An 18,912-nucleotide genomic window follows, 5' to 3' on the forward strand; every position below is an offset into this window, starting at 1 on the left:
GCGTTAGTTTCGGTTGCGATGAACTTTAATCACGTCCGGCATTACGCGGATTTTACGCATAATATTCGCCAGGTGAACGCGATCGCGTGCCGTCAGACGGATAAAGGCGCTGTAAACCCGGCCATCTTTTTCTTCCGTATTCAGACTCTGGATATTGGACTCAGCCGTATTGATTGCCGCGGTCAGATTCGCCAGCGCGCCCTGATGGTTGAACATGTCCACTTTGATCTCCGCCACGAACTCATGCTCGGTGACTTTATCCCATTCTACGGCCATGTACTTCTCTGGCTCTTTCTGCCAGCCGCGAATGTTACGGCACGACTCATGGTGCACCACCAGGCCTTTGCCAGGGCTGACGTGCGCCACAATCGGATCGCCTGGAATCGGGCGGCAGCACTTAGCGAAGGTGATCAGAACGCCATCTGCGCCTTTGATCGGCAGCTTATTGCGCGAAGAAGAGGTCGTTGTTTGCTGTGGTGCAGGCGCAGCGTGTTCGCCCTGCTGCAGATTCTTCGCCACCACCACGCTCATCGCATTGCCGAGGCCAATTTCAGCCAGCAGGTCATCCATGGTCGGCAACTTCATTCTTTCCAGCTCATGCTGAACATTTTCAGGCGGGATTTCGGCCAGTTTACGGCTGCCCCCTAACGCATGGTTCAACAGACGACGGCCAAGGCTGACGGAGTCTTCGCGCTTGAGGTTTTTCAGCAGCTGACGGATTTTCGCCCGGGCTTTCGAACTCACCACAAAGTTCAGCCAGGCGGCGTTTGGACGCGCGCCTGGTGCGGTGATGATTTCGACGGTTTGCCCGCTGGTCAGCGGCTGGGAAAGCGGATAGGGCTGACGATCGACACGTGCGCCAACGCAGGCATGACCGATATCGGTATGCACGGCGTAAGCAAAGTCGACCGGCGTTGCGCCCGCAGGAAGTTCGACAATGCGGCCTTCCGGGGTAAAAACGTAAATCTCATCCGGGAACAGATCGGATTTCACGCTTTCGATAAATTCAAACGAGCTACCGGCACTCTGCTGCAGCTCCAGCAGGCTTTGCAGCCAGCGCTGGGCGCGGATTTGTGCGGTGGTGCTGCTTTCACCTTGCTCTTTATAAGCCCAGTGCGCGGCGACACCCATTTCTGCCATCTGATCCATATCTTCGGTACGGATCTGGACTTCGACCGGCACGCCGTGCGGACCAATCATCGAGGTATGCAGCGACTGATAGCCGTTGGCCTTGGGGATCGCGATGTAGTCTTTCACCCGACCTGGGCGCGGTTTGTAGAGGCTGTGCATCTGCCCCAGAACCCGGTAACAGGTATCGAAATCACTGACAATCACCCGGAAAGCATAGATATCCATAATGGAATGGAAGCGCTGCTCTTTCAGATGCATTTTGCAGTAAATCGAATAGAGGTGTTTTTCCCGACCACTGACGCGACAGGGGATCCCGGCTTCCTGCAGACGACCGTCAATTTCAGAGAGGATTTTCTGGATCATCTCTTTACGGTTGCCGCGGGCCGCTTTAACCACTTCTTTAATGACGCGGTAGCGGTTTGGGTAAAGTGCTTCGAAACCCAGCTCTTCGAGCTCAGTTTTCAGGTGATGAATACCCAGACGGTGAGCCAGAGGGCTGTAAATTTCCAGCGTCTCTAACGCAATGCGTCGTTTTTTATCCGGGCGCAGGGCCCCGAGGGTACGCATATTGTGGGTGCGGTCAGCGAGTTTGATCAAAATGACGCGGATATCCTGCACCATCGCCATGATCATTTTGCGGAAGTTTTCCGCCTGCGCTTCTTTTTTATCGCGGAATTTTAGCTTATCGAGTTTAGAAACCCCCTCGACCAGTTCAGCAACAGTCTGACCAAACAGCTGTTCCATATCCTGATACGTTGCGGGCGTGTCTTCGATAACGTCGTGCAAAAGCGCGGCCATGAGCGTTTCATGGTCGAGCTTCATTTCAGCAAGAATGCAGGCCACGGCTACCGGATGGGTGATATAAGGCTCACCACTGGAGCGCGTCTGTCCCTCGTGAGCATCACGTGCGACAAGGTAAGCTTGCTTGAGGCGTTTAATCTGATCCTCAGGCAAGTATTTTTCAATCAGTTGATTGAGACTTTCGAACAGATACAAGGGCGACCTGCAGGCTGGTGATTAACGACGACCTTCAGCGATAGCGGTTACGGCCTGCAATTCAGCGGCTTCCTGCTCATGCTGTTCCTGGCGATCACGCACATCCAGAATCTGGTTGGTGATCAGACCTTCTTCGATTTCGCGCAGCGCGATCACGGTAGACTTGTCGTTTTCTTCCGGAACCAACGGATCTTTACCGCCAACCTGCATCTGACGTGCGCGACGAGCCGCGACCAGAACCAGGTCAAAACGGTTACCAATTTTCTCTACTGCGTCCTGAACGGTTACGCGTGCCATAAGTGTGATACTCCACGGGTGACGAAATGACTGGGCATCATACTGAGTTGTCCTCAGTCTGCCAATAGTTTGCTGATTAATGCGTCATGACGGGATTTTTGACGGCCCATACGCAGACGCTCAGCGCGAATGATGGTTTTCAAATCGGACAGTGCCAGGTCGAAATCATCGTTCACAATAAGGTAATCATACTCCGCGAAGTGGCTCATCTCTGCCACGGCCTGAGCCATGCGCTTGGTGATAACCTCTTCGCTGTCCTGTCCGCGGCCACGCAGGCGACGATCCAGTTCATCTTTCGATGGCGGCAAAACAAAAATGCTGCGTGCCTGGGGCATTTTCTGGCGGATTTGCTGCGCGCCTTGCCAGTCGATATCCAGGAACACATCCACGCCGGTCGCTAATACCTGCTCGATCGCTTTACGCGAGGTGCCGTAATAGTTGCCAAACACTTCCGCGTGCTCAAGGAAGGCTTCTTCCTTAATCATGCCGCGGAATTCGTCATGACTGACGAAAAAGTAGTGTTCGCCGTGATTCTCACCGGGACGCACTCCCCGCGTCGTGTGGGAAATGGAAACCTGAGTATCGTACAGCGGCTGCGTTTTCAGCAACGCGTGAATCAAGCTGGATTTTCCCGCCCCACTGGGAGCAGAAACAATAAAAAGTGTGCCTTGAGCCATGATTATCTTGATATGCCAATAAAGCGGAGTCTACTTCCTGCACAGTATACACGGCTGATGCCCTTCATGCAGCGTTTCAGCGTCCTGGCGGTGCATTTTCTCAGAATATGGAAAGCGGGTCGCGGTATGGATGTAGCTTTTCATGCTAGGCAAATCAATTTTCGAGCGGCATTCCAGGTCGTTTCTTTGCCTCTCGCCAACCGGTCCATTTTTGCATTTAATCCCCACAGCACCCTAAAAGGAGACAGGGATGAACAAACTATGGCTGGTACTGGCCTTGTTCGCGGGCATCGCGCAGGCCGCTTGTCCTGCCTGGACGCCGGCCAGAGCAGAGCAGGAAATGAATGCGCTGGAAAATCAGCTCAGTGCATGGGATGACGCCTATTACCGGGCGGGCGAACAGAAAGTGCCGGACGATCGTTACGATGCGCTGGCACTTAAGTATCAGTCGTGGCAGCACTGCTTTGCCCCCGGCAGCGATCTTCGCCAGCCGGCACTGGCCCGTAACGGCAAAGTCCTGCATCCGGTGGCTCACGTCGGGGTGAAAAAGGTGGCTGACCAGCAGGCGCTTTCACGGTGGATGGCGGGAAAAGACGCGCTCTGGGTGCAACCCAAGGTAGACGGTGTGGCCGTTACCCTGCATTACAAACGGGGAAAACTGGCTCAGGTGATCAGTCGCGGAAATGGATTGCAGGGAGAAGACTGGACGGAAAAAGCCCGCTTTATCCCCGATATTCCCCAACAGATCGCGCTGGGGTCTGACAGCCTCGTTTTGCAGGGCGAGCTTTACCTGAAGATGACCGATCACCAACAGACGTTACTGGGCGGCCTGAATGCCCGTGCCACGGTAGCGGGGGCCATGCGGCGCAATGCCCCCTCAGATACGCTGAACAGGCTGGGTATCTTTATCTGGGCGTGGCCCGACGGACCGGCAACCTTGCGGGAAAGGATCGAAAGGCTCAGCGAAGCGGGCTTTCCAATGATGGGCGAGTGGAGTAAACCGGTTCGCTCTGCGGAAGAAGTCGCTGGCTGGCGTGAACGTTGGTTTGCTCAACCGTTACCCTTTGTCACCGACGGCGTGGTGGTCCATAGCCAACCTGTTAAAGGCGCTTACTGGCAGCCCGGCGAGAACGCCTGGTCGGTGGCCTGGAAATATCCTCCCGCCACGGTGACCACGGAAGTCCGTTCGGTGGATTTTCCGATTGGGCGCACCGGGAAAATAAGTACGGTGCTGAATCTTGTCCCGGTAAAGCTGGATGATAAGCAGGTCAGTCGGGTCAATGTCGGTTCGTTCAACCGCTGGCGGGAGGCGGACATTGTCGCCGGCGATCAGGTTGCGGTCAGCCTGGCGGGGCAAGGCATTCCACGGCTGGATGAGGTGGTCTGGCGGGTGGCCGATCGCACGCTTCCTGAGCTGCCTGATGCGACCTTATTCCATCCCCTGAGCTGTTTTAGCCTGACGCCTGTTTGTCGTCAGCAGCTTCTGGCCCGGCTTGTCTGGCTGAGTGGCAGGGCCGCCTTAACTCTATCTGGTGCCAGCGAAAGCACCTGGCAGCGGATTATGCAGTCCGGCCAGCTCACTCACCTTTTCTCCTGGCTGACGTTAACGGCAGAACAGTTAAGCCAGATCGCCGGTATTACCCCGGCAAGGGCGAATCAGCTCTATCACCAGTTCAACCAGACCCATCAGCAACCTTTTAAACGCTGGGTCAGGGCGTTAGGCGTGCCGGTTCCCAACAAGGCGTTAGATGCGCTGGATGATGACAACTGGCAGAGCCTGCTCTCGCGGAAAGTTGCCGACTGGCAGCGCCTGCCAGAGATAGGCGAAAGGCGTGCGGGTCAAATCGTGACCTTCCTTCAGCATCCCGATGTGCAGGCGCTGATCGCTTTTCTCTCAACACATCTTCAGCAATCGATCAGTGTTCAGCATGAGGGTAATTGAAAATGGGCAGGCCAAGCTTAAATCGCAGTGCCAGCAGACGGGCAATAAAGCCGAAGAGCAGGGTCGCGGTGATCACCACTTCGTGGGAAAGCGGGGTCTTCAACAGCAGGATATAGATCCAGCCAGAGGCGAAAGCGATGCCGGCATACAGTTCTTTCTGGAACACCAGCGGGATGCGGTTGCAGAACATATCGCGCAGCACGCCGCCAAACACGCCGGTAATGACCGCACAGATTGCCGCAATGATCGGCGCATGGCCCATATCCAGCGCGACTTTCGTGCCGATGATGGAGAACACCACCAGGCCAAGCGCATCCAGCACCAGGAACACTTTGCGCAGGTGCGGCATCAGATGGGCTAATTGGGTGGTGACGACGGCCGCTGCGGCCACAATGATGATATAGACCGGATGCTGCACCCAGCCAAGTGGATAATGGCCTAGCAGCATATCCCGCACCGACCCGCCGCCAATGGCGGTGACCGAGGCGATAATGATGACGCCGAACATATCCATTTTGCGTCGCCCTGCTGCCAGCGCGCCGGTCATGGCTTCAGCGGTGATACCGATGATGTAGAGAACAGTAAGTAACATAGCCAGCTCCAGAGTGATCGCCGGCAAGCCTGCAGGATCTGCAGCAGATTGACGATTGAATTTTTTTAAGGCGAATTCAGCTAAATTAGATTAGCTAATCCGAATTGTCATCAGGATATAAATGGGAGAGTGCAATGAATAAGCCATTTACCATCGTTATGCCGTTGTATCAGGGAATTACGCAGTTAGATTTCACCGGTCCTTATCAGTTTTTTTCCCGCCTGCCGGATGCAAAAGTTGTGGTGGCATCACTTGGCGCTGAGCCTGTCGTTGTGGAAAGCTTCAGCTTTTCCGGCCTTGCTGCCCTGGATGAGATTACCGAATGCGATCTGCTCTGTGTGCCGGGCGGCACCTGCACTAACGCGATCGAGAATGCCGACTTTCTCGCTGCCATTCGACGCTTAGGGTTGAATGCCAGCTACGTGACGTCAGTCTGTACGGGTTCAATGATCCTCGCAGCCGCTGGCTTGCTGAAGGGGAAAAGAGCCGCCTGTCACTGGGCATGGCGTGATTCGCTGGCGCTGTTTGGCGCGATCCCGGATAACGAGCGCGTGGTGAAGGATGGGCACATCATTACCGGCGGTGGCGTGACCGCAGGAATTGATTTTGCGCTGGTGGTGATTGCCGAAATTGCCGGAGAAGAGATGGCGCAGTCAATTCAGCTTGGCCTTGAGTACGCACCGCAGCCGCCTTTCAATGCCGGACGACCTGAAACGGCGCCTCCCGCTGTCAGAGAGAGAGTGATGGCGCGGATGCAAAAAGTGGTGGAGGAAAAAATGCCGATCCTCGAAAAAGCGGCCCGCGAGCTCAACTGACGATCGCCCCGACGTCCCTGTCCGGACCGACGCATCGGCGCCGGGCAGGCAACTTTCACACTAAGATTCCGGCATCTTTAAGGATTAGTTCTTCTTCACAAACTCTGATTTCAACTTCATCGGGCCAAAACCATCAATTTTGCAGTCAATATTGTGGTCGCCTTCCACCAGACGAATGCTTTTAACTCGGGTGCCGATTTTTAGCGGGGTTGAGCTGCCTTTCACTTTTAAATCTTTAATCACCGTGACGCTGTCGCCATCGGCCAACAGGTTGCCGTTAGCATCTTTCACAATCAGCGCGTCATCAGACGCGGCTTCAGCCCCTTCGGACCAGACGTGACCGCACTCAGGGCAATTGAAGAGCGCGCCATCCTGCCAGGTATATTCAGAGTGACACTTCGGGCAGGGAGGAAGGGTTTGCATAATAAGCCTCAAAATAATCCATAGAAAATAAGGGGGCATTTTAGCCTGGCGGCTGGCGTAAGCCCACAAAAAACGCCGATGCAGGTCCGGAAGGCGTCATTGCGCAACCTTCCGTACCGCTTTGACATAAAGGAGTTACCGGTATCACAGAAATAAGAAATCATAAAAATGGAACGAGATCCCGCAATTGAGCCTTCCTCGCCTCAACTCTATAACTAAACGTCAGTTTCCCTTAAGGCTTCCAGGCCACGATCTGCAACCCTTAACAACAGGCGTGCCATCTATGAAAGAGACGTTATCGGTAAAAGAAAAAATTAGCTACGGCCTCGGCGATATGGCCAGCCATATTGGTCTCGAAAATGTGATCATTTTCCTGACCTTTTATTATACCGATGTGGTGGGATTGCCCGCCGTCTTCGTCGGAACGATGTTCCTGCTTGCGCGCGCGGCTGATGCCATCATCGATCCCCTGATGGGCCTCATTGCGGACCGCACCAAAACGCGCTGGGGTAAATTTCGCCCCTGGTTGCTGTGGCTGGCTGTGCCGTTTGGTGCCAGTTGTCTGTTGATCTACGCCGTGCCGGAATCCCTCTCGCTGAGCGGAAAAATGATTTTTGCCAGCGTGACTTACGCAGCGATGATGCTGATGTACACCGCCATCAACATTCCTTATTGCTCGATGGGCGCGATCATCACGTCGGATAATGAAGAGCGCATTTCGCTGCAATCCTACCGTTTTTTCCTCGCGACCCTCGGCGGCGCGATGTCCACTTTCCTGATGATGCCGCTCGCCCAGTATATTGGCGGCGAAGATAAACTGGCCGGTTATCGGGGGGCGATGGCCATCATGGCTGGCGCAACCGTCTTTATGTTCCTGATCTGTTTCAGAAATACCAGGGAGCGTATCCAGGCACCGGCCAGCCACGAAAACTTTATCAGCGACCTGCGCGACTTACTGCGTAACGACCAGTGGCGTGTTGTGGCGGGTCTGGTGTTTTTCAACATTGCTTTTGGCGTTATCAGGCTCGGCGCCATGATGTATTACGTGACCTATCACCTGGGCAATCCCAGCTATTTTATGTGGCTGCTGGGGGCACACATCGTCGGCAAAAGCGCGGGCAGTGCGCTGTGTAAACCCCTGACCACCGGCCGCAGTAAGGTGCAGGTATTCAGGCTGGCTGCCTGGGCCGCAGGCCTACTAAGTATCGCGATCTTCTTCCTGCCCGCCTCCATCAGTCTTCTGGTGGTGATGGTGGTACTGGTTTCCACCTTCTACCAAATTACCACCACCCTGATGTGGGTGATGATGTCGGACGTCGTCGATTACGGTGAATACACCCAGGGAAAACGTATGGACGGCACCATCTTCTCCACGCTGCTTTCCATTTTGAAAATGGGCATGGCGGTGAGCGGAGCGATCGTCGGCTGGACGCTGGGCCTGAGCGGCTACATTCCCCATGCTGAGATGCAAAACCCGGTCGCCATGTCCGCCATTATCGCGTTGTTCAGCCTGGTTCCCGGCGTGCTTTCAATTCTCAGCGCGCTGACGCTGCGTTGGTACATGCTGAGCGATGCCACGATGGCTGACGTTAATACCTCGAAAAGATCGCTACAAAGCGATCGTTACTAATCAGGAGTTTCTATGAGCGAGTTAATCGCAGAGCAGCGCCGTATTCTGTGGCATTTCGATCGACAAACGCTGGTTGTTGAACCCTGGGGGAAGAACAGCCTGCGCGTTCGCGCCACCTGCTTACCGCCGATCAAAGATGAATGCTGGGCACTGTTACCAGACCCGCAAGAGACACCCGTGTCGATCACGGAAGGGCCGGAAACCCTGAGCATCACCCACGGCAATTTAAAAGCGGTGCTGAACATCAAAGGCCAGCTGGCTTTTTATAACCAGCACGGTGAATTACTGCTGGAAGAGTTCTGGCGCCAGCGCACCACGGTGGGCATTGGCGCCAGCGAAAAGAATCAGGATAAGTACATCAGCGCGCTGAAGCTGGATGCCCGTGAGTTCCGTCCTATTCCCGGTGGAAAATATCAGCTGACCGTCCGCTTTGAAGCCCGGCCGGAAGAGAAAATCTATGGCATGGGCCAGTATCAGCAACCCTGGTTAGACCTGAAAGGCTGCACGTTAGAGTTGGCGCAGCGTAATTCCCAGGCCAGCGTGCCCTTTATGCTCTCCAGCCTGGGTTATGGGCTGCTGTGGAATAATCCGGCTATTGGTGAGGCGACCTTCGCGAAAAATGGGACCGAGTGGCAGGCCAAAGTCACTGAGCAGATGGATTACTGGATCACTGCCGGTGAGACGCCTGCAGATATCGTCCGTCAATATGGCGCCGTAACAGGCACTGCGCCAAAAATGCCGGAATTCGCCACCGGTTTTTGGCAATGCAAATTACGTTACCGAACCCAACAGGAAGTGCTGGAGGTGGCGCGTGAGTATCATCGTCGTCACCTGCCACTGTCTGTAATCGTTATCGACTTCTTCCACTGGCCGAATCAGGGTACCTGGTGCTTCGATCCCAAAGACTGGCCAGATCCGAAGGCGATGGTCGCCGAGTTGAAATCGCTGGGCATCGAAACGATGGTATCAGTGTGGCCAACCGTCGACAGCCGCACCGAAAACTATAAAGAGATGAAGTCCAAAGGCTATCTGGTGAATACCGATCGCGGCGTGTCGGTCAATCTGGATTTTATGGGCAACACCACCTTCTTCGATGCAACACATCCTGAGGCACGGCGGTTTGTCTGGGAGAAGGTAAAACAGAATTACTATGACCTGGGTATCAAGCTGTTCTGGCTGGATGAAGCCGAGCCGGAATACCGCGCCTATGATTTTGATAACTATCGCTATCATCTCGGTCCGGTGCTTGAGGTCGGTAATATCTATCCGCAGAAGTTTGCTGCCGGTTTCTATGATGGGCTGAAAGAGCAGGGAGAAACCGACATCGTCAATCTGGTTCGTTGTGCCTGGGCAGGTAGCCAGCGCTATGGCGTACTGGCATGGTCTGGCGATATCCATTCCTCTTTCCATTCACTCCGCAACCAGATTGCCGCCGGCCTGAACATGGGGATGGCAGGTATTCCCTGGTGGACCACCGATATCGGCGGATTTCAGGGCGGTAACGTTAACGATCCTGCCTTCCAGGAGTTGCTGATCCGGTGGTTCCAGTGGGGCGTTTTCTGCCCGGTTTTCCGTCTGCATGGCTACCGGGAACCACAGATCCAACCTCCTGAGGCCTGGCGAGACGGTATTGCCCAATGTAATAGCGGGTCGCCGAATGAGGTCTGGAGCTACGGTGAGGATAACTATCAGATCATGCGCCACTGGCTGCTGGTTCGTGAAAAGCTGCGTCCTTACATCAACCGCATGATGGATGTGGCTCATGAGCAGGGCGATCCGGTGATGCGTGCCATGTTCTACGCATTCCCTGAACAGAGTGAAAGCTGGCAGGTGGAAGATCAGTACATGTTTGGGCCCGATATCCTGGTGGCACCCATTCTTCACCAGGGACAGCGCGAACGCCGTGTCTGGCTGCCTGCGGGGACGACCTGGCGTGAGTTAAACGGGGAGCAGCATGAAGGCGGTCAATGGATAGGCGTTGCCGCGCCGCTCGACGCAATTCCCGTGCTGGTGCGTGATGGCTCGCAGGTTCAGCAAGAGCTGGGGGAGTATGTGACGCGTTAAGTGTTGGAATTATCGTGAAGTCAGGTGAAAGCCCACTGAACAGTGGGCTTTGTACGCATGGACGCGGTTATTCGATGTTTTGGATCTGCTCGCGCATCTGCTCAATCAGCACTTTCAGCTCGATGGCGGAGGTGGTGATCTCGGCATTGATCGATTTAGAGGCCAGGGTGTTCGACTCGCGGTTGAACTCCTGCATCATAAAGTCGAGACGACGGCCAACGGCTTCCTTCTTCTTCAGGATGTTGTAGGTCTCTTTAACGTGCGCTTCCAGACGATCCAGCTCTTCAGCCACGTCAACACGCTGTGCCAGCATGATCAGTTCCTGCTCAACACGGTTGCTGTCCAGCTGCACCTGCGCATCTTCCAGCTTGCTGACCAGCCGCTCGCGCTGCCATTTCAACACGTCTGGCATCTGCGTCCGCACCTTGCCGATTTCCGTCGTCACGCCTTCAAGGCGTTGTTCAATCATCGCCTTCAGCGCCGTGCCTTCTGTCTCACGGGAGGTGATAAAGTCTTCCAGCGCGGTATCCAGCGACGTTAACAGCTCGGCGGAAATAGCATCCAAATCCTGCTCTTCGGCAGACATCACGCCAGGCCAGCGCAGAATATCAACCGGGTTGATTTCCCCTTCATCGCTCTGCATTTTGACCCAGTTAGCGGCCTGAACCAGCTGAACAGCCAGCTTTTCATTCAGCACCAACGCGCTCTGCGCGCTTGGATCGGCGTCAAAACGCAGGTTGCATTCGATTTTACCGCGCGTCAGGCGGTTACGGATGCGCTCACGGATCACCGGCTCCAGGCCACGGAACTGCTCCGGCAGGCGGATGTAGGTTTCTAAATAGCGCTGGTTAACGGAACGAAGTTCCCAGGCTGCGCTGCCCCATTCGCCTTTGGTTTCACGCCGCGCGTAGGCGGTCATACTGCGGATCATGTGCGTACCCGTTTTCTGAGAAAGATAAACGGATTATAGCGGCGCAAGCCAGGCCTTAACAGGCATTCGGCTAAACTCAATGAAATCAGCGATCGTCACTGGTTTTTTACCCGGGCCAGCTTATGATGCAGTTACCCGTAATCTGCATCAGGAACTTCATGAAAACCTCTTCCGTTATTGCTGTGGCTGTCGCCTTTACCCTCAGCGGCTGCATGGCTTCCAGCCAGCAAACTACCGTGACCCCCGCCAGCTGCCAGGTGGGCGATGCCATGCAGCAAACCACGCTTTATTTTGGTCTGAGCCGGCCTCATGGCGCGGATATCACTCACGCTGAATGGCAATCGTTTGTCGACAGCGAGGTGACGCCACGCTTCAAAGATGGCCTGACGGTATTTGATGCCAAAGGTCAGTGGCTGGGAGAAGACGGCAAGGTGGCACGAGAGGGCAGTAAGGCGTTGATGCTGATCCATGCGCCAGGCAAGCAGGATCAGCAGAATATTGAAGCGCTGCGCACGCGTTACAAGCAGCGCTTCCAGCAGGAGTCGGTGATGCGGGTGGATAGCCCGGTCTGTGTCGGCTTTTAAGTTCAGCCCGGCATCACGCCGGGCTGGTTGTCAGATTACAACACCAAACCGGCAAAGGCGGCTGACAGCAGGCTGACCAGCGTCGACCCGTAGACCAGCTTCAGACCAAAGCGGGAAACCACGTTGCCCTGCTGTTCGTTCAGGCCTTTGATCGCGCCCGCGACAATGCCAATGGAAGCAAAGTTGGCGAACGAAACCAGGAAGACGGAGAGGATGCCAAGCCCGCGAGGTGAAAGCTCCGCCGCGATTTTCTTCAGCTCTATCATTGCCACAAACTCATTTGCCACCAGTTTGGTCGCCATGATACTGGCTGCTCGCAGCGCATCCGGGGCCGGAATGCCTATTAGCCAGGCAAATGGCCAGAAGATGTAGCCGAGAATTTCCTGGAAGCTGATGCCAAACAGGCTGGAGAAGATGGCGTTGACCGCAGCAATCAGCGCAATAAAGCCAATCAGCATCGCCATAATAATCATCGCCACCTTAAAGCCGGCAAGAATGTATTCCCCCAGCATTTCAAAGAAGCTCTGATCTTCGTGCAGCTTTTCCAGTTTGATTTCCGGCTCGTCGCCAGGTACCGTCGGATTGATGATCGACAGGATAATAAAGGTGCTGAACATGTTAAGCAGCAAGGCCGCCACCACGTAGCGCGGTTCAATCATCGACATATAGGCGCCAACAATCGACAGCGACACCGTCGACATCGCCGCCGCCGCCATTGAATACAGGCGGCGAGGGGAGATATCAGCCAGAATGCCTTTATAGGCGATAAAGTTCTCAGACTGGCCGAGGATCAGGGTACTGACCGCGTTAAACGACTCCAGTTTGCCCATCCCGTTCACTTTCGACAGAACCGTGCCGACCAGACGGATCAGCAGCGGCAAAATACGCAGGTGCTGCAAAATCCCGATCAGTGCCGAGATAAAGATGATCGGGCAGAGCACACCCAGGAAGATGAAGGCCAGACCCTGACTTGCCATGCCACCAAAGACGAACTCCGATCCTTGCCCGGCAAATTTCAGCAGGGTTTCAAAGAATCCGGACACCGCGGTGACCAGCGTCAGGCCACTGGACGCGTGCAGGAAGAACCAGGCCAGCGCGGCTTCAATCACGACCAGCTGAAGGATCACCCGAGGGCGGATTTTTTTACGGTCGTTACTGAACAGCAACGCCAGGCAAAAGATGACCACAAGGGCCAGAAGAAAATGAAGTACGTCAGGCATTTCAATGATGTCCGGCAGACTAATGAGAGAAGGCAGCATTTAGCCACAACTTGCCGCGGTTTTCACTCTGCGTTGCGCTGCGCTGCAATTTTAGACGTAAGAAAGTCATCTCAGGCATAAGAAACGCCGTCTGCATCAGGCGAACGTAGGCATTCGGCGGTGAAATCCGTATAATGCGCAGCCAATACTGATTTGCTAGCCGGAGAGAAACCATGCGTCCTGCAGGCCGTAGCGCACAACAAGTGCGCCCTGTCACACTGACCCGTCATTACACCAAACATGCTGAAGGTTCAGTTCTGGTTGAATTCGGTGATACCAAAGTGCTGTGTACCGCCACCATCGAAGAAGGCGTACCGCGTTTTCTGAAAGGTCAGGGACAAGGCTGGGTAACCGCTGAGTACGGCATGCTGCCGCGCGCGACCCACAGCCGTAATGCCCGCGAAGCCGCGAAAGGTAAGCAGGGTGGCCGCACGCTGGAAATTCAACGTCTGATCGCCCGCTCTTTGCGTGCGGCGCTGGATTTGAAGGCGCTGGGTGAATTCACCATCACCCTGGACTGTGACGTGCTGCAGGCGGATGGCGGAACCCGTACCGCCTCCATCACCGGTGCCTGCGTGGCGCTGGCCGATGCCCTGAATCATCTGGTCTCTATTGGCAAGCTGAAAACCAATCCAATGAAAGGGATGGTGGCCGCCATTTCCGTCGGTATCGTTAACGGCGAAGCGCTGTGCGACCTGGAATATGTCGAAGACTCCGCCGCTGAAACCGACATGAATGTGGTGATGACGGAAGATGGCCGCATGATTGAAGTGCAGGGCACCGCAGAAGGCGAGCCCTTCAGCCACGATGAGCTGCTCCAGCTGCTTGCTCTGGCAAGAGGGGGAATTGATTCCCTGATTCTGGCGCAGAAAGCAGCGCTGAAAGACTGATTTTATGAGGCGACCCGTGAGTCGCCTTTTTTATGACAAGTAGAGGACCAAGACATGAAAGCCTGGCAGCGCCAATTTATCGAATTCGCCATCAACAAGCAGGTGCTGAAGTTTGGTGAGTTCACGCTGAAATCAGGGCGCACCAGCCCTTATTTCTTCAATGCTGGCCTGTTCAATACGGGCCGCGATCTGGCGTTACTTGGGCGTTTCTATGCCCAGGCGCTGGTAGATTCCGGTATTGATTTCGACCTGGTTTTTGGTCCGGCGTACAAAGGGATCCCAATTGCGACCACCACCGCCGTCGCGCTGGCCGACCATCACGATCGCGATGTGCCTTATTGCTTCAACCGTAAAGAAGCCAAGACGCACGGTGAGGGTGGCACGCTGGTGGGCAGTCCGTTGCAGGGGCGCATTATGCTGGTGGACGATGTGATCACGGCCGGTACCGCCATCCGCGAATCAATGGAGATCATTTCAGCAAGTCATGCCACGCTGGCTGGCGTGCTGATTTCGCTGGATCGTCAGGAACGCGGGCGTGGTAAGGAGTCAGCCATTCAGGAAGTTGAGCGGGATTACGGCTGTAAGGTGATTTCGATTATTACGCTGGAAGAGCTGATTGCTTATCTGGAAGAGAAGCCGGAGATGGCAGACCATCTGGTGGCGGTTCGAGCTTACCGTAAAGAGTACGGTATCTAAGAGTGTCGCGGGTCAGATCCCTCTGACCCGCAGTCTGTTTACACCAGCTGAGACGCCAGCAATGGCCAGCGGGTATCAAAGTCTACCGTTGGACGGTAGCGGAAGCCGGAACGGACAAAGCGTGAAAGCAAGCCTTCACAGAACGCCAGCAGTTGACTGGCCAGCAGCGTTTCATCGGTCACAAAACCCTCGCCTTCCCGCAATTTCTGCTCGCGAAGCACCTGACGCAGCTGCACTTCAATGCGCTCGAACAGCTGATTGATTCGTCCCTGCAGACGGTCCTGTTCAAACATCAGTGCATGGCCGGTCAGAATGCGCGTTAAACCCGGATTACGCTCACCAAAACCCAGAATTAACTGGATAATCAGACGCAGACGCGGCAGCGTCTCTTTTTCGTCTTTCAAAATCAGATTGATGCGCGTAATCAGGCTGTCTTCAATAAACTCGATCAGGCTGTCAAACATCCGGGTTTTGCTGGGAAAATGGCGATACAGCGCCGCTTCCGAAACCCCAACGTTGGCGGCCAGTTTGGCCGTGGTGATCCGCTGACTGCCATCGCTTGATTCCAGCATTTGTGCCAGAGCCTGCAATATTTCTTCGCGACGATTCCTTTTCGCACTCTTTTTCTCTGCCATGACCTGAAAAACCCCTGAAATATCACTTTAATAGGGCAGTAGCCCACGCAACGTCCGTGAGCAAAGCGCTCACGGCGAAAATAAGGATAAGTGACTGGCTAACGATCTGCAGGCAGACGCTTACTGGCGACCAGAGTGACCAAAGCCACCTTCTCCGCGATCGCTGGTATCAAAGTCTTCTACCAGATTGAATTCAGCCTGAACGACCGGCACGAAGACCATCTGCGCGATACGCTCGCCGGGTTCAATGTTGAAGGCTTCCTGACTGCGGTTCCAGACGGAAACCATCAGCTGGCCCTGGTAATCCGAATCGATCAGACCGACCAGATTACCCAACACCACGCCATGTTTATGGCCAAGGCCAGAGCGGGGAAGAATGACTGCTGCCAGTTGCGGGTCGCCAATGTGAATAGCCAGACCGGTAGGCACCAGCGTGGTGGCGCCTGGTGCCAGTAAAATGGCTTCATCCAGGCAGGCGCGCAGGTCAAGACCTGCCGATCCAGAGGTGGCGTAGGTAGGTAATGGGAAGTCTTTACCCACACGCGCATCTAAAATCTTAACGTCGATTTTTTTCATCATAACGGCTGACTATCTCGTCTAGTAACTGTTGGCCAAGGAGTGACTTATCGCTGAGCGGTAAGACTTTTTCTCCCTCCTGCCAAAAAAGGTGCAGAGCATTGGTATCACTGTTGAAACCCTGCCCGGCTTTCGAAACATCGTTGGCGCAGATTAAATCCAGGTTTTTACGGACCCGTTTTTGTTGCGCGTATTCTTCCACATTCTGGGTTTCTGCCGCAAACCCTACGACGTAAGGGCGGCCTTCCTGCATGTGCGCGACCCCTGCAACGATGTCGGGGTTTTTTACCATTTTGAGGGTGACTTCATCACCCTGTTTTTTGATTTTATCTGGCGCAACTTCAGCGGCACGATAGTCTGCAACGGCTGCCGTGCCAATAAAAATATGTTGTTTAGCGGCGCTTGCCATCACCGCATGTTGCATCTCTAACGCGGTTAACACGTCGGTGCGTTTAACCCATTGCGGCGTGTTTAATGCCACCGGACCACTGATCAAGGTGACGTTTGCGCCCCGTTTTGCCGCCGCGGCGGCAATCGCGAAGCCCATCTTACCTGAGCTGTGGTTAGTAATGAACCGAACCGGATCCAGCGATTCACGGGTGGGACCGGCGGTGATCATAATGTTGAGATGTTTCAGATCGTTGACGGGTGAAGACCAGTTCACCGCTTCATCCACAATCGCCAGCGGATCTAACATCCGGCCTGGACCGACATCACCACAGGCCTGGCTGCCGCTGTCCGGCCCCCAAATCAGCACACCCCGCTGTGCCAGCACCTGCAAATTATGCTCGGTGGCCGGTGCCCGGTACATCTGCTGATTCATTGCCGGCACCACGGCAATCGGTGCCGGTGTGGCGAGGCAGATGGTGGTCACGAGGTCATTTGCCATCCCTGCCGTCACCCGCGCAATAAGGTCCGCGGTCGCGGGTGCCAGGATCACCAAATCGGCCCATTTCCCCAACTCGATATGCCCCATCGCCGCTTCCGCTGCCGGATCGAGCAGGTCATCAGACACCGGATAGCCAGAAACAGCCTGCAGGCTAAGCGGTGTGATAAAGGCTTTTGCCGCTTCCGTCATCACCACGCGCACTTCAGCCCCGCGATCGCGCAGGCGCCTGACCAGTTCGGGTGCTTTATAGGCCGCGATACCGCCGCTTACGCCCAGAACAATGTGTTTACCGGTTAATCCCGTCATCTTGCTATCCGCCCTGTAGAGTCAGACTGGCGCGGCTCACTGCCGCCACAATGCCGCTATTTTACCATACTCATCCGGCGGTGCCTGTTAGCACTCTGTAGCCTTTGCGAGACAATTCGCAGAGTCAGACCGGAAGGGTGGAAAAGTACTGTATATAATGCCATGCTTTTTCGGGCTGAGGAAGAAGGGATACGCAAGATGAAACAGTGGACGGAGTTACCGCCGAGAGAAAAGTTACTGGTAAAAGGCGTTGAGGCATTGAACGATACCGAATTACTTGCGCTGTTTTTACGCACGGGATCGGGCGGTGTGCATGTGATGGCGCTGGCGCAGCAGCTGATAGGGACATTTGGTTCGTTATACCATTTGATGACGGCAGACCGGACGGCATTTGATCGGGTTAAAGGGATAGGCGATGCAAAATATACCCAGATCAATGCGATAGCCGAGTTAGCCCGCCGTTTCTTTTCCAGTATTCCGGTTCAGGAGCGCCAGCTGGCGGGTGGGACGGCCGATATGCTTACCTTTTTTATCAGTCAACTTGCGCACCGTGAGCGAGAAATTTTTATGGTGGCGTTTCTTGATAACCAGCACCGGATGATTCACGCGTGCGAAATGTTTGCCGGAACCTTAAATAGCGTCGAAGTTCATCCCCGGGAAATCGTCAAAGAAGCGCTGGCGAAAAATGCGGCTGCGCTGATTCTGGCACATAATCATCCCTCCGGGGTTGCCCGCCCCAGTAGGGCTGACCATCAGGTCACGCGGCGAATTGTCGCGGCCTGTCAGTTAATGAATATTCACGTATTGGACCATATTGTCATTGGGCATGGCGAGTCGGTCTCTTTTGCCGAACGCGGGTGGATCTAGCCCACCCGGTTCGGCTAAAAGCTCATTTTTTGTCCCGAGTTAAGAACGGGTAAGTGTTCAAATGAAGCTATTTTGCACGATCCAGAGGGATCTTTATCTGTTCGGGACTTGAGCAGCGGCGGCGCAGGGCGTATACTACGCCACCTTTGAGAATCTCGGGTTTGGCAAATAGGCCTACTCAGCGGGTTCACATTGAACTCGCCTGGAGGGTCTTAGAGCCTGACGAGGCGGCCAAAACCTTATTTTTAAAGCTCGAGCTGATTTGATTTTTGGAGAATAGACATGTCACGAGTCTGCCAAGTAACTGGCAAGCGTCCGGTATCGGGTAACAACCGCTCCCACGCAATGAACGCGACGAAACGCCGTTTCCTGCCGAACCTGCACTCTCACCGTTTTTGGGTTGAGAGCGAAAAGCGCTTCGTTACACTGCGCGTCACTGCCAAAGGCATGCGCGTAATTGATAAAAAGGGTATTGAGACGGTCCTGGCCGATCTGCGTACCCGCGGTGAGAAGTACTAAGGTAAAGGAACTGAATCATGGCTAAAGGTATTCGTGAGAAGATCAAGCTGGTTTCTTCTGCTGGGACAGGTCACTTCTATACCACCACGAAGAACAAGCGTACTAAGCCGGAAAAATTGGAATTGAAGAAATTCGATCCAGTTGTCCGCCAGCACGTGATCTATAAAGAAGCTAAAATCAAGTAATTGATTTC

The 18,912-nt window shown here is 54.6% G+C and carries 20 protein-coding genes; 10 read left to right on the forward strand and 10 right to left on the reverse strand.

From position 1 onward, the window contains the following. Positions 1 to 3: 3 nt before the first annotated feature. From spoT to gmk, 3 genes are read right to left on the reverse strand one after another with little or no spacing between them, the layout of a single operon-like run. Positions 4 to 2,127, reverse strand: a complete 2,124-nt coding sequence (spoT, locus tag EBC_RS01585) for a bifunctional GTP diphosphokinase/guanosine-3',5'-bis pyrophosphate 3'-pyrophosphohydrolase (RefSeq protein ID WP_013200084.1) — start codon at positions 2,125 to 2,127, stop codon at positions 4 to 6. Positions 2,128 to 2,148: 21 nt separating this feature from the next. Further along, positions 2,149 to 2,424: a DNA-directed RNA polymerase subunit omega gene (gene rpoZ, locus EBC_RS01590; RefSeq protein WP_004154766.1), complete on the reverse strand. Its 276-nt coding sequence runs from the start codon at positions 2,422 to 2,424 to the stop codon at positions 2,149 to 2,151. Positions 2,425 to 2,477: 53 nt separating this feature from the next. Then, positions 2,478 to 3,101 carry a guanylate kinase gene (gene gmk, locus EBC_RS01595; protein ID WP_013200085.1) on the reverse strand — a complete coding sequence of 208 codons (624 nt, stop codon included), beginning with the start codon at positions 3,099 to 3,101 and terminating at the stop codon, positions 2,478 to 2,480. Positions 3,102 to 3,351: 250 nt separating this feature from the next. On the opposite strand from gmk, the gene ligB reads away from it, so the two are divergent. Continuing rightward, a complete protein-coding gene (ligB, locus tag EBC_RS01600; protein WP_013200086.1) occupies positions 3,352 to 5,043 on the forward strand; it encodes an NAD-dependent DNA ligase LigB in 1,692 nt (563 codons plus the stop codon). Here ligB and EBC_RS01605 read toward each other — a convergent pair. Continuing rightward, positions 5,018 to 5,635: a trimeric intracellular cation channel family protein gene (locus EBC_RS01605; protein WP_013200087.1), complete on the reverse strand. Its 618-nt coding sequence runs from the start codon at positions 5,633 to 5,635 to the stop codon at positions 5,018 to 5,020. The two genes, ligB and EBC_RS01605, sit on opposite strands and share 26 nt — an antisense overlap. A 134-nt stretch (positions 5,636 to 5,769) precedes the next feature. On the opposite strand from EBC_RS01605, the gene EBC_RS01610 reads away from it, so the two are divergent. Then, the gene (locus EBC_RS01610; RefSeq protein WP_041691837.1) at positions 5,770 to 6,450 is read left to right on the forward strand and encodes a DJ-1/PfpI family protein; all 681 of its coding nucleotides are present in this window, start codon (positions 5,770 to 5,772) and stop codon (positions 6,448 to 6,450) included. Between the two features lie 84 nt (positions 6,451 to 6,534). Here EBC_RS01610 and EBC_RS01615 read toward each other — a convergent pair whose 3' ends face one another. Then, positions 6,535 to 6,873, reverse strand: coding sequence for a zinc ribbon domain-containing protein YjdM (locus tag EBC_RS01615; protein WP_013200089.1), 339 nt, complete (start codon positions 6,871 to 6,873; stop codon positions 6,535 to 6,537). Between the two features lie 283 nt (positions 6,874 to 7,156). Between EBC_RS01615 and EBC_RS01620 the strand changes: the two genes are divergently transcribed. Next, positions 7,157 to 8,503, forward strand: coding sequence for a glycoside-pentoside-hexuronide (GPH):cation symporter (locus EBC_RS01620; RefSeq protein ID WP_013200090.1), 1,347 nt, complete (start codon positions 7,157 to 7,159; stop codon positions 8,501 to 8,503). 12 nt (positions 8,504 to 8,515) lie between these two features. Then, positions 8,516 to 10,567: a glycoside hydrolase family 31 protein gene (locus tag EBC_RS01625; RefSeq protein WP_013200091.1), complete on the forward strand. Its 2,052-nt coding sequence runs from the start codon at positions 8,516 to 8,518 to the stop codon at positions 10,565 to 10,567. A 67-nt stretch (positions 10,568 to 10,634) separates the two neighbouring features. Here the strand turns inward: EBC_RS01625 and EBC_RS01630 are convergent, their stop codons facing one another. Next, entirely contained in the window at positions 10,635 to 11,498 is an 864-nt protein-coding gene (locus EBC_RS01630; protein WP_013200092.1) for a YicC/YloC family endoribonuclease, read from the reverse strand. Between the two features lie 158 nt (positions 11,499 to 11,656). Here EBC_RS01630 and EBC_RS01635 point away from each other — a divergent pair, with 158 nt between their 5' ends. Further along, on the forward strand, positions 11,657 to 12,082 hold the full coding sequence (locus EBC_RS01635) for a DUF3574 domain-containing protein (protein WP_013200093.1): 426 nt from the start codon (positions 11,657 to 11,659) through the stop codon (positions 12,080 to 12,082). 35 nt (positions 12,083 to 12,117) lie between these two features. Here EBC_RS01635 and EBC_RS01640 read toward each other — a convergent pair whose 3' ends face one another. Continuing rightward, positions 12,118 to 13,302, reverse strand: coding sequence for a NupC/NupG family nucleoside CNT transporter (locus EBC_RS01640; protein ID WP_013200094.1), 1,185 nt, complete (start codon positions 13,300 to 13,302; stop codon positions 12,118 to 12,120). Positions 13,303 to 13,514: 212 nt separating this feature from the next. Here EBC_RS01640 and rph point away from each other — a divergent pair, with 212 nt between their 5' ends. After that, entirely contained in the window at positions 13,515 to 14,231 is a 717-nt protein-coding gene (gene rph / locus EBC_RS01645; RefSeq protein WP_013200095.1) for a ribonuclease PH, read from the forward strand. Positions 14,232 to 14,285: 54 nt separating this feature from the next. After that, on the forward strand, positions 14,286 to 14,927 hold the full coding sequence (gene pyrE, locus EBC_RS01650; protein ID WP_013200096.1) for an orotate phosphoribosyltransferase: 642 nt from the start codon (positions 14,286 to 14,288) through the stop codon (positions 14,925 to 14,927). Between the two features lie 38 nt (positions 14,928 to 14,965). On the opposite strand, the gene slmA is transcribed toward pyrE, so the two are convergent. From slmA to coaBC, 3 genes are all read right to left on the reverse strand, one after another. Further along, entirely contained in the window at positions 14,966 to 15,562 is a 597-nt protein-coding gene (gene slmA / locus EBC_RS01655) for a nucleoid occlusion factor SlmA (RefSeq protein WP_013200097.1), read from the reverse strand. 120 nt (positions 15,563 to 15,682) lie between these two features. Further along, complete coding sequence (dut, locus tag EBC_RS01660; protein ID WP_041691838.1) at positions 15,683 to 16,141, reverse strand: dUTP diphosphatase; 459 nt, start codon at positions 16,139 to 16,141, stop codon at positions 15,683 to 15,685. Further along, complete coding sequence (gene coaBC, locus EBC_RS01665; protein WP_013200099.1) at positions 16,119 to 17,333, reverse strand: bifunctional phosphopantothenoylcysteine decarboxylase/phosphopantothenate--cysteine ligase CoaBC; 1,215 nt, start codon at positions 17,331 to 17,333, stop codon at positions 16,119 to 16,121. The genes dut and coaBC overlap by 23 nt, the downstream gene beginning before the upstream one ends. A 198-nt stretch (positions 17,334 to 17,531) precedes the next feature. Between coaBC and radC the strand changes: the two genes are divergently transcribed. The 3 genes from radC (at position 17,532) to rpmG (ending at position 18,904) form a co-directional block, all read left to right on the forward strand. Further along, positions 17,532 to 18,200, forward strand: coding sequence for a RadC family protein (gene radC, locus EBC_RS01670; RefSeq protein WP_013200100.1), 669 nt, complete (start codon positions 17,532 to 17,534; stop codon positions 18,198 to 18,200). A 282-nt stretch (positions 18,201 to 18,482) separates the two neighbouring features. Beyond that, positions 18,483 to 18,719: a 50S ribosomal protein L28 gene (rpmB, locus tag EBC_RS01675; RefSeq protein WP_013200101.1), complete on the forward strand. Its 237-nt coding sequence runs from the start codon at positions 18,483 to 18,485 to the stop codon at positions 18,717 to 18,719. A 17-nt stretch (positions 18,720 to 18,736) separates the two neighbouring features. Then, positions 18,737 to 18,904: a 50S ribosomal protein L33 gene (rpmG, locus tag EBC_RS01680; protein WP_001051798.1), complete on the forward strand. Its 168-nt coding sequence runs from the start codon at positions 18,737 to 18,739 to the stop codon at positions 18,902 to 18,904. Positions 18,905 to 18,912 lie beyond the last annotated feature (8 nt).

The sequence above is a fragment of the Erwinia billingiae Eb661 genome (assembly GCF_000196615.1).
Taxonomy (GTDB): domain Bacteria; phylum Pseudomonadota; class Gammaproteobacteria; order Enterobacterales; family Enterobacteriaceae; genus Erwinia; species Erwinia billingiae.

What these genes read in the sequence shown, in the direction of transcription:
- radC (WP_013200100.1), top strand. Translation starts at nt 17,532, where the DNA reads ATGAAACAGTGGACGGAGTTACCGCCGAGAGAAAAGTTACTGGTAAAA.
- EBC_RS01635 (WP_013200093.1), top strand. Translation starts at nt 11,657, where the DNA reads ATGAAAACCTCTTCCGTTATTGCTGTGGCTGTCGCCTTTACCCTCAGC.
- EBC_RS01630 (WP_013200092.1), bottom strand. Translation starts at nt 11,498, where the DNA reads ATGATCCGCAGTATGACCGCCTACGCGCGGCGTGAAACCAAAGGCGAA.
- EBC_RS01605 (WP_013200087.1), bottom strand. Translation starts at nt 5,635, where the DNA reads ATGTTACTTACTGTTCTCTACATCATCGGTATCACCGCTGAAGCCATG.
- EBC_RS01620 (WP_013200090.1), top strand. Translation starts at nt 7,157, where the DNA reads ATGAAAGAGACGTTATCGGTAAAAGAAAAAATTAGCTACGGCCTCGGC.
- gmk (WP_013200085.1), bottom strand. Translation starts at nt 3,101, where the DNA reads ATGGCTCAAGGCACACTTTTTATTGTTTCTGCTCCCAGTGGGGCGGGA.
- slmA (WP_013200097.1), bottom strand. Translation starts at nt 15,562, where the DNA reads ATGGCAGAGAAAAAGAGTGCGAAAAGGAATCGTCGCGAAGAAATATTG.
- EBC_RS01625 (WP_013200091.1), top strand. Translation starts at nt 8,516, where the DNA reads ATGAGCGAGTTAATCGCAGAGCAGCGCCGTATTCTGTGGCATTTCGAT.
- ligB (WP_013200086.1), top strand. Translation starts at nt 3,352, where the DNA reads ATGAACAAACTATGGCTGGTACTGGCCTTGTTCGCGGGCATCGCGCAG.
- pyrE (WP_013200096.1), top strand. Translation starts at nt 14,286, where the DNA reads ATGAAAGCCTGGCAGCGCCAATTTATCGAATTCGCCATCAACAAGCAG.
- rph (WP_013200095.1), top strand. Translation starts at nt 13,515, where the DNA reads ATGCGTCCTGCAGGCCGTAGCGCACAACAAGTGCGCCCTGTCACACTG.
- EBC_RS01615 (WP_013200089.1), bottom strand. Translation starts at nt 6,873, where the DNA reads ATGCAAACCCTTCCTCCCTGCCCGAAGTGTCACTCTGAATATACCTGG.
- rpmB (WP_013200101.1), top strand. Translation starts at nt 18,483, where the DNA reads ATGTCACGAGTCTGCCAAGTAACTGGCAAGCGTCCGGTATCGGGTAAC.
- dut (WP_041691838.1), bottom strand. Translation starts at nt 16,141, where the DNA reads ATGATGAAAAAAATCGACGTTAAGATTTTAGATGCGCGTGTGGGTAAA.
- rpoZ (WP_004154766.1), bottom strand. Translation starts at nt 2,424, where the DNA reads ATGGCACGCGTAACCGTTCAGGACGCAGTAGAGAAAATTGGTAACCGT.
- EBC_RS01610 (WP_041691837.1), top strand. Translation starts at nt 5,770, where the DNA reads ATGAATAAGCCATTTACCATCGTTATGCCGTTGTATCAGGGAATTACG.
- coaBC (WP_013200099.1), bottom strand. Translation starts at nt 17,333, where the DNA reads ATGACGGGATTAACCGGTAAACACATTGTTCTGGGCGTAAGCGGCGGT.
- EBC_RS01640 (WP_013200094.1), bottom strand. Translation starts at nt 13,302, where the DNA reads ATGCCTGACGTACTTCATTTTCTTCTGGCCCTTGTGGTCATCTTTTGC.
- rpmG (WP_001051798.1), top strand. Translation starts at nt 18,737, where the DNA reads ATGGCTAAAGGTATTCGTGAGAAGATCAAGCTGGTTTCTTCTGCTGGG.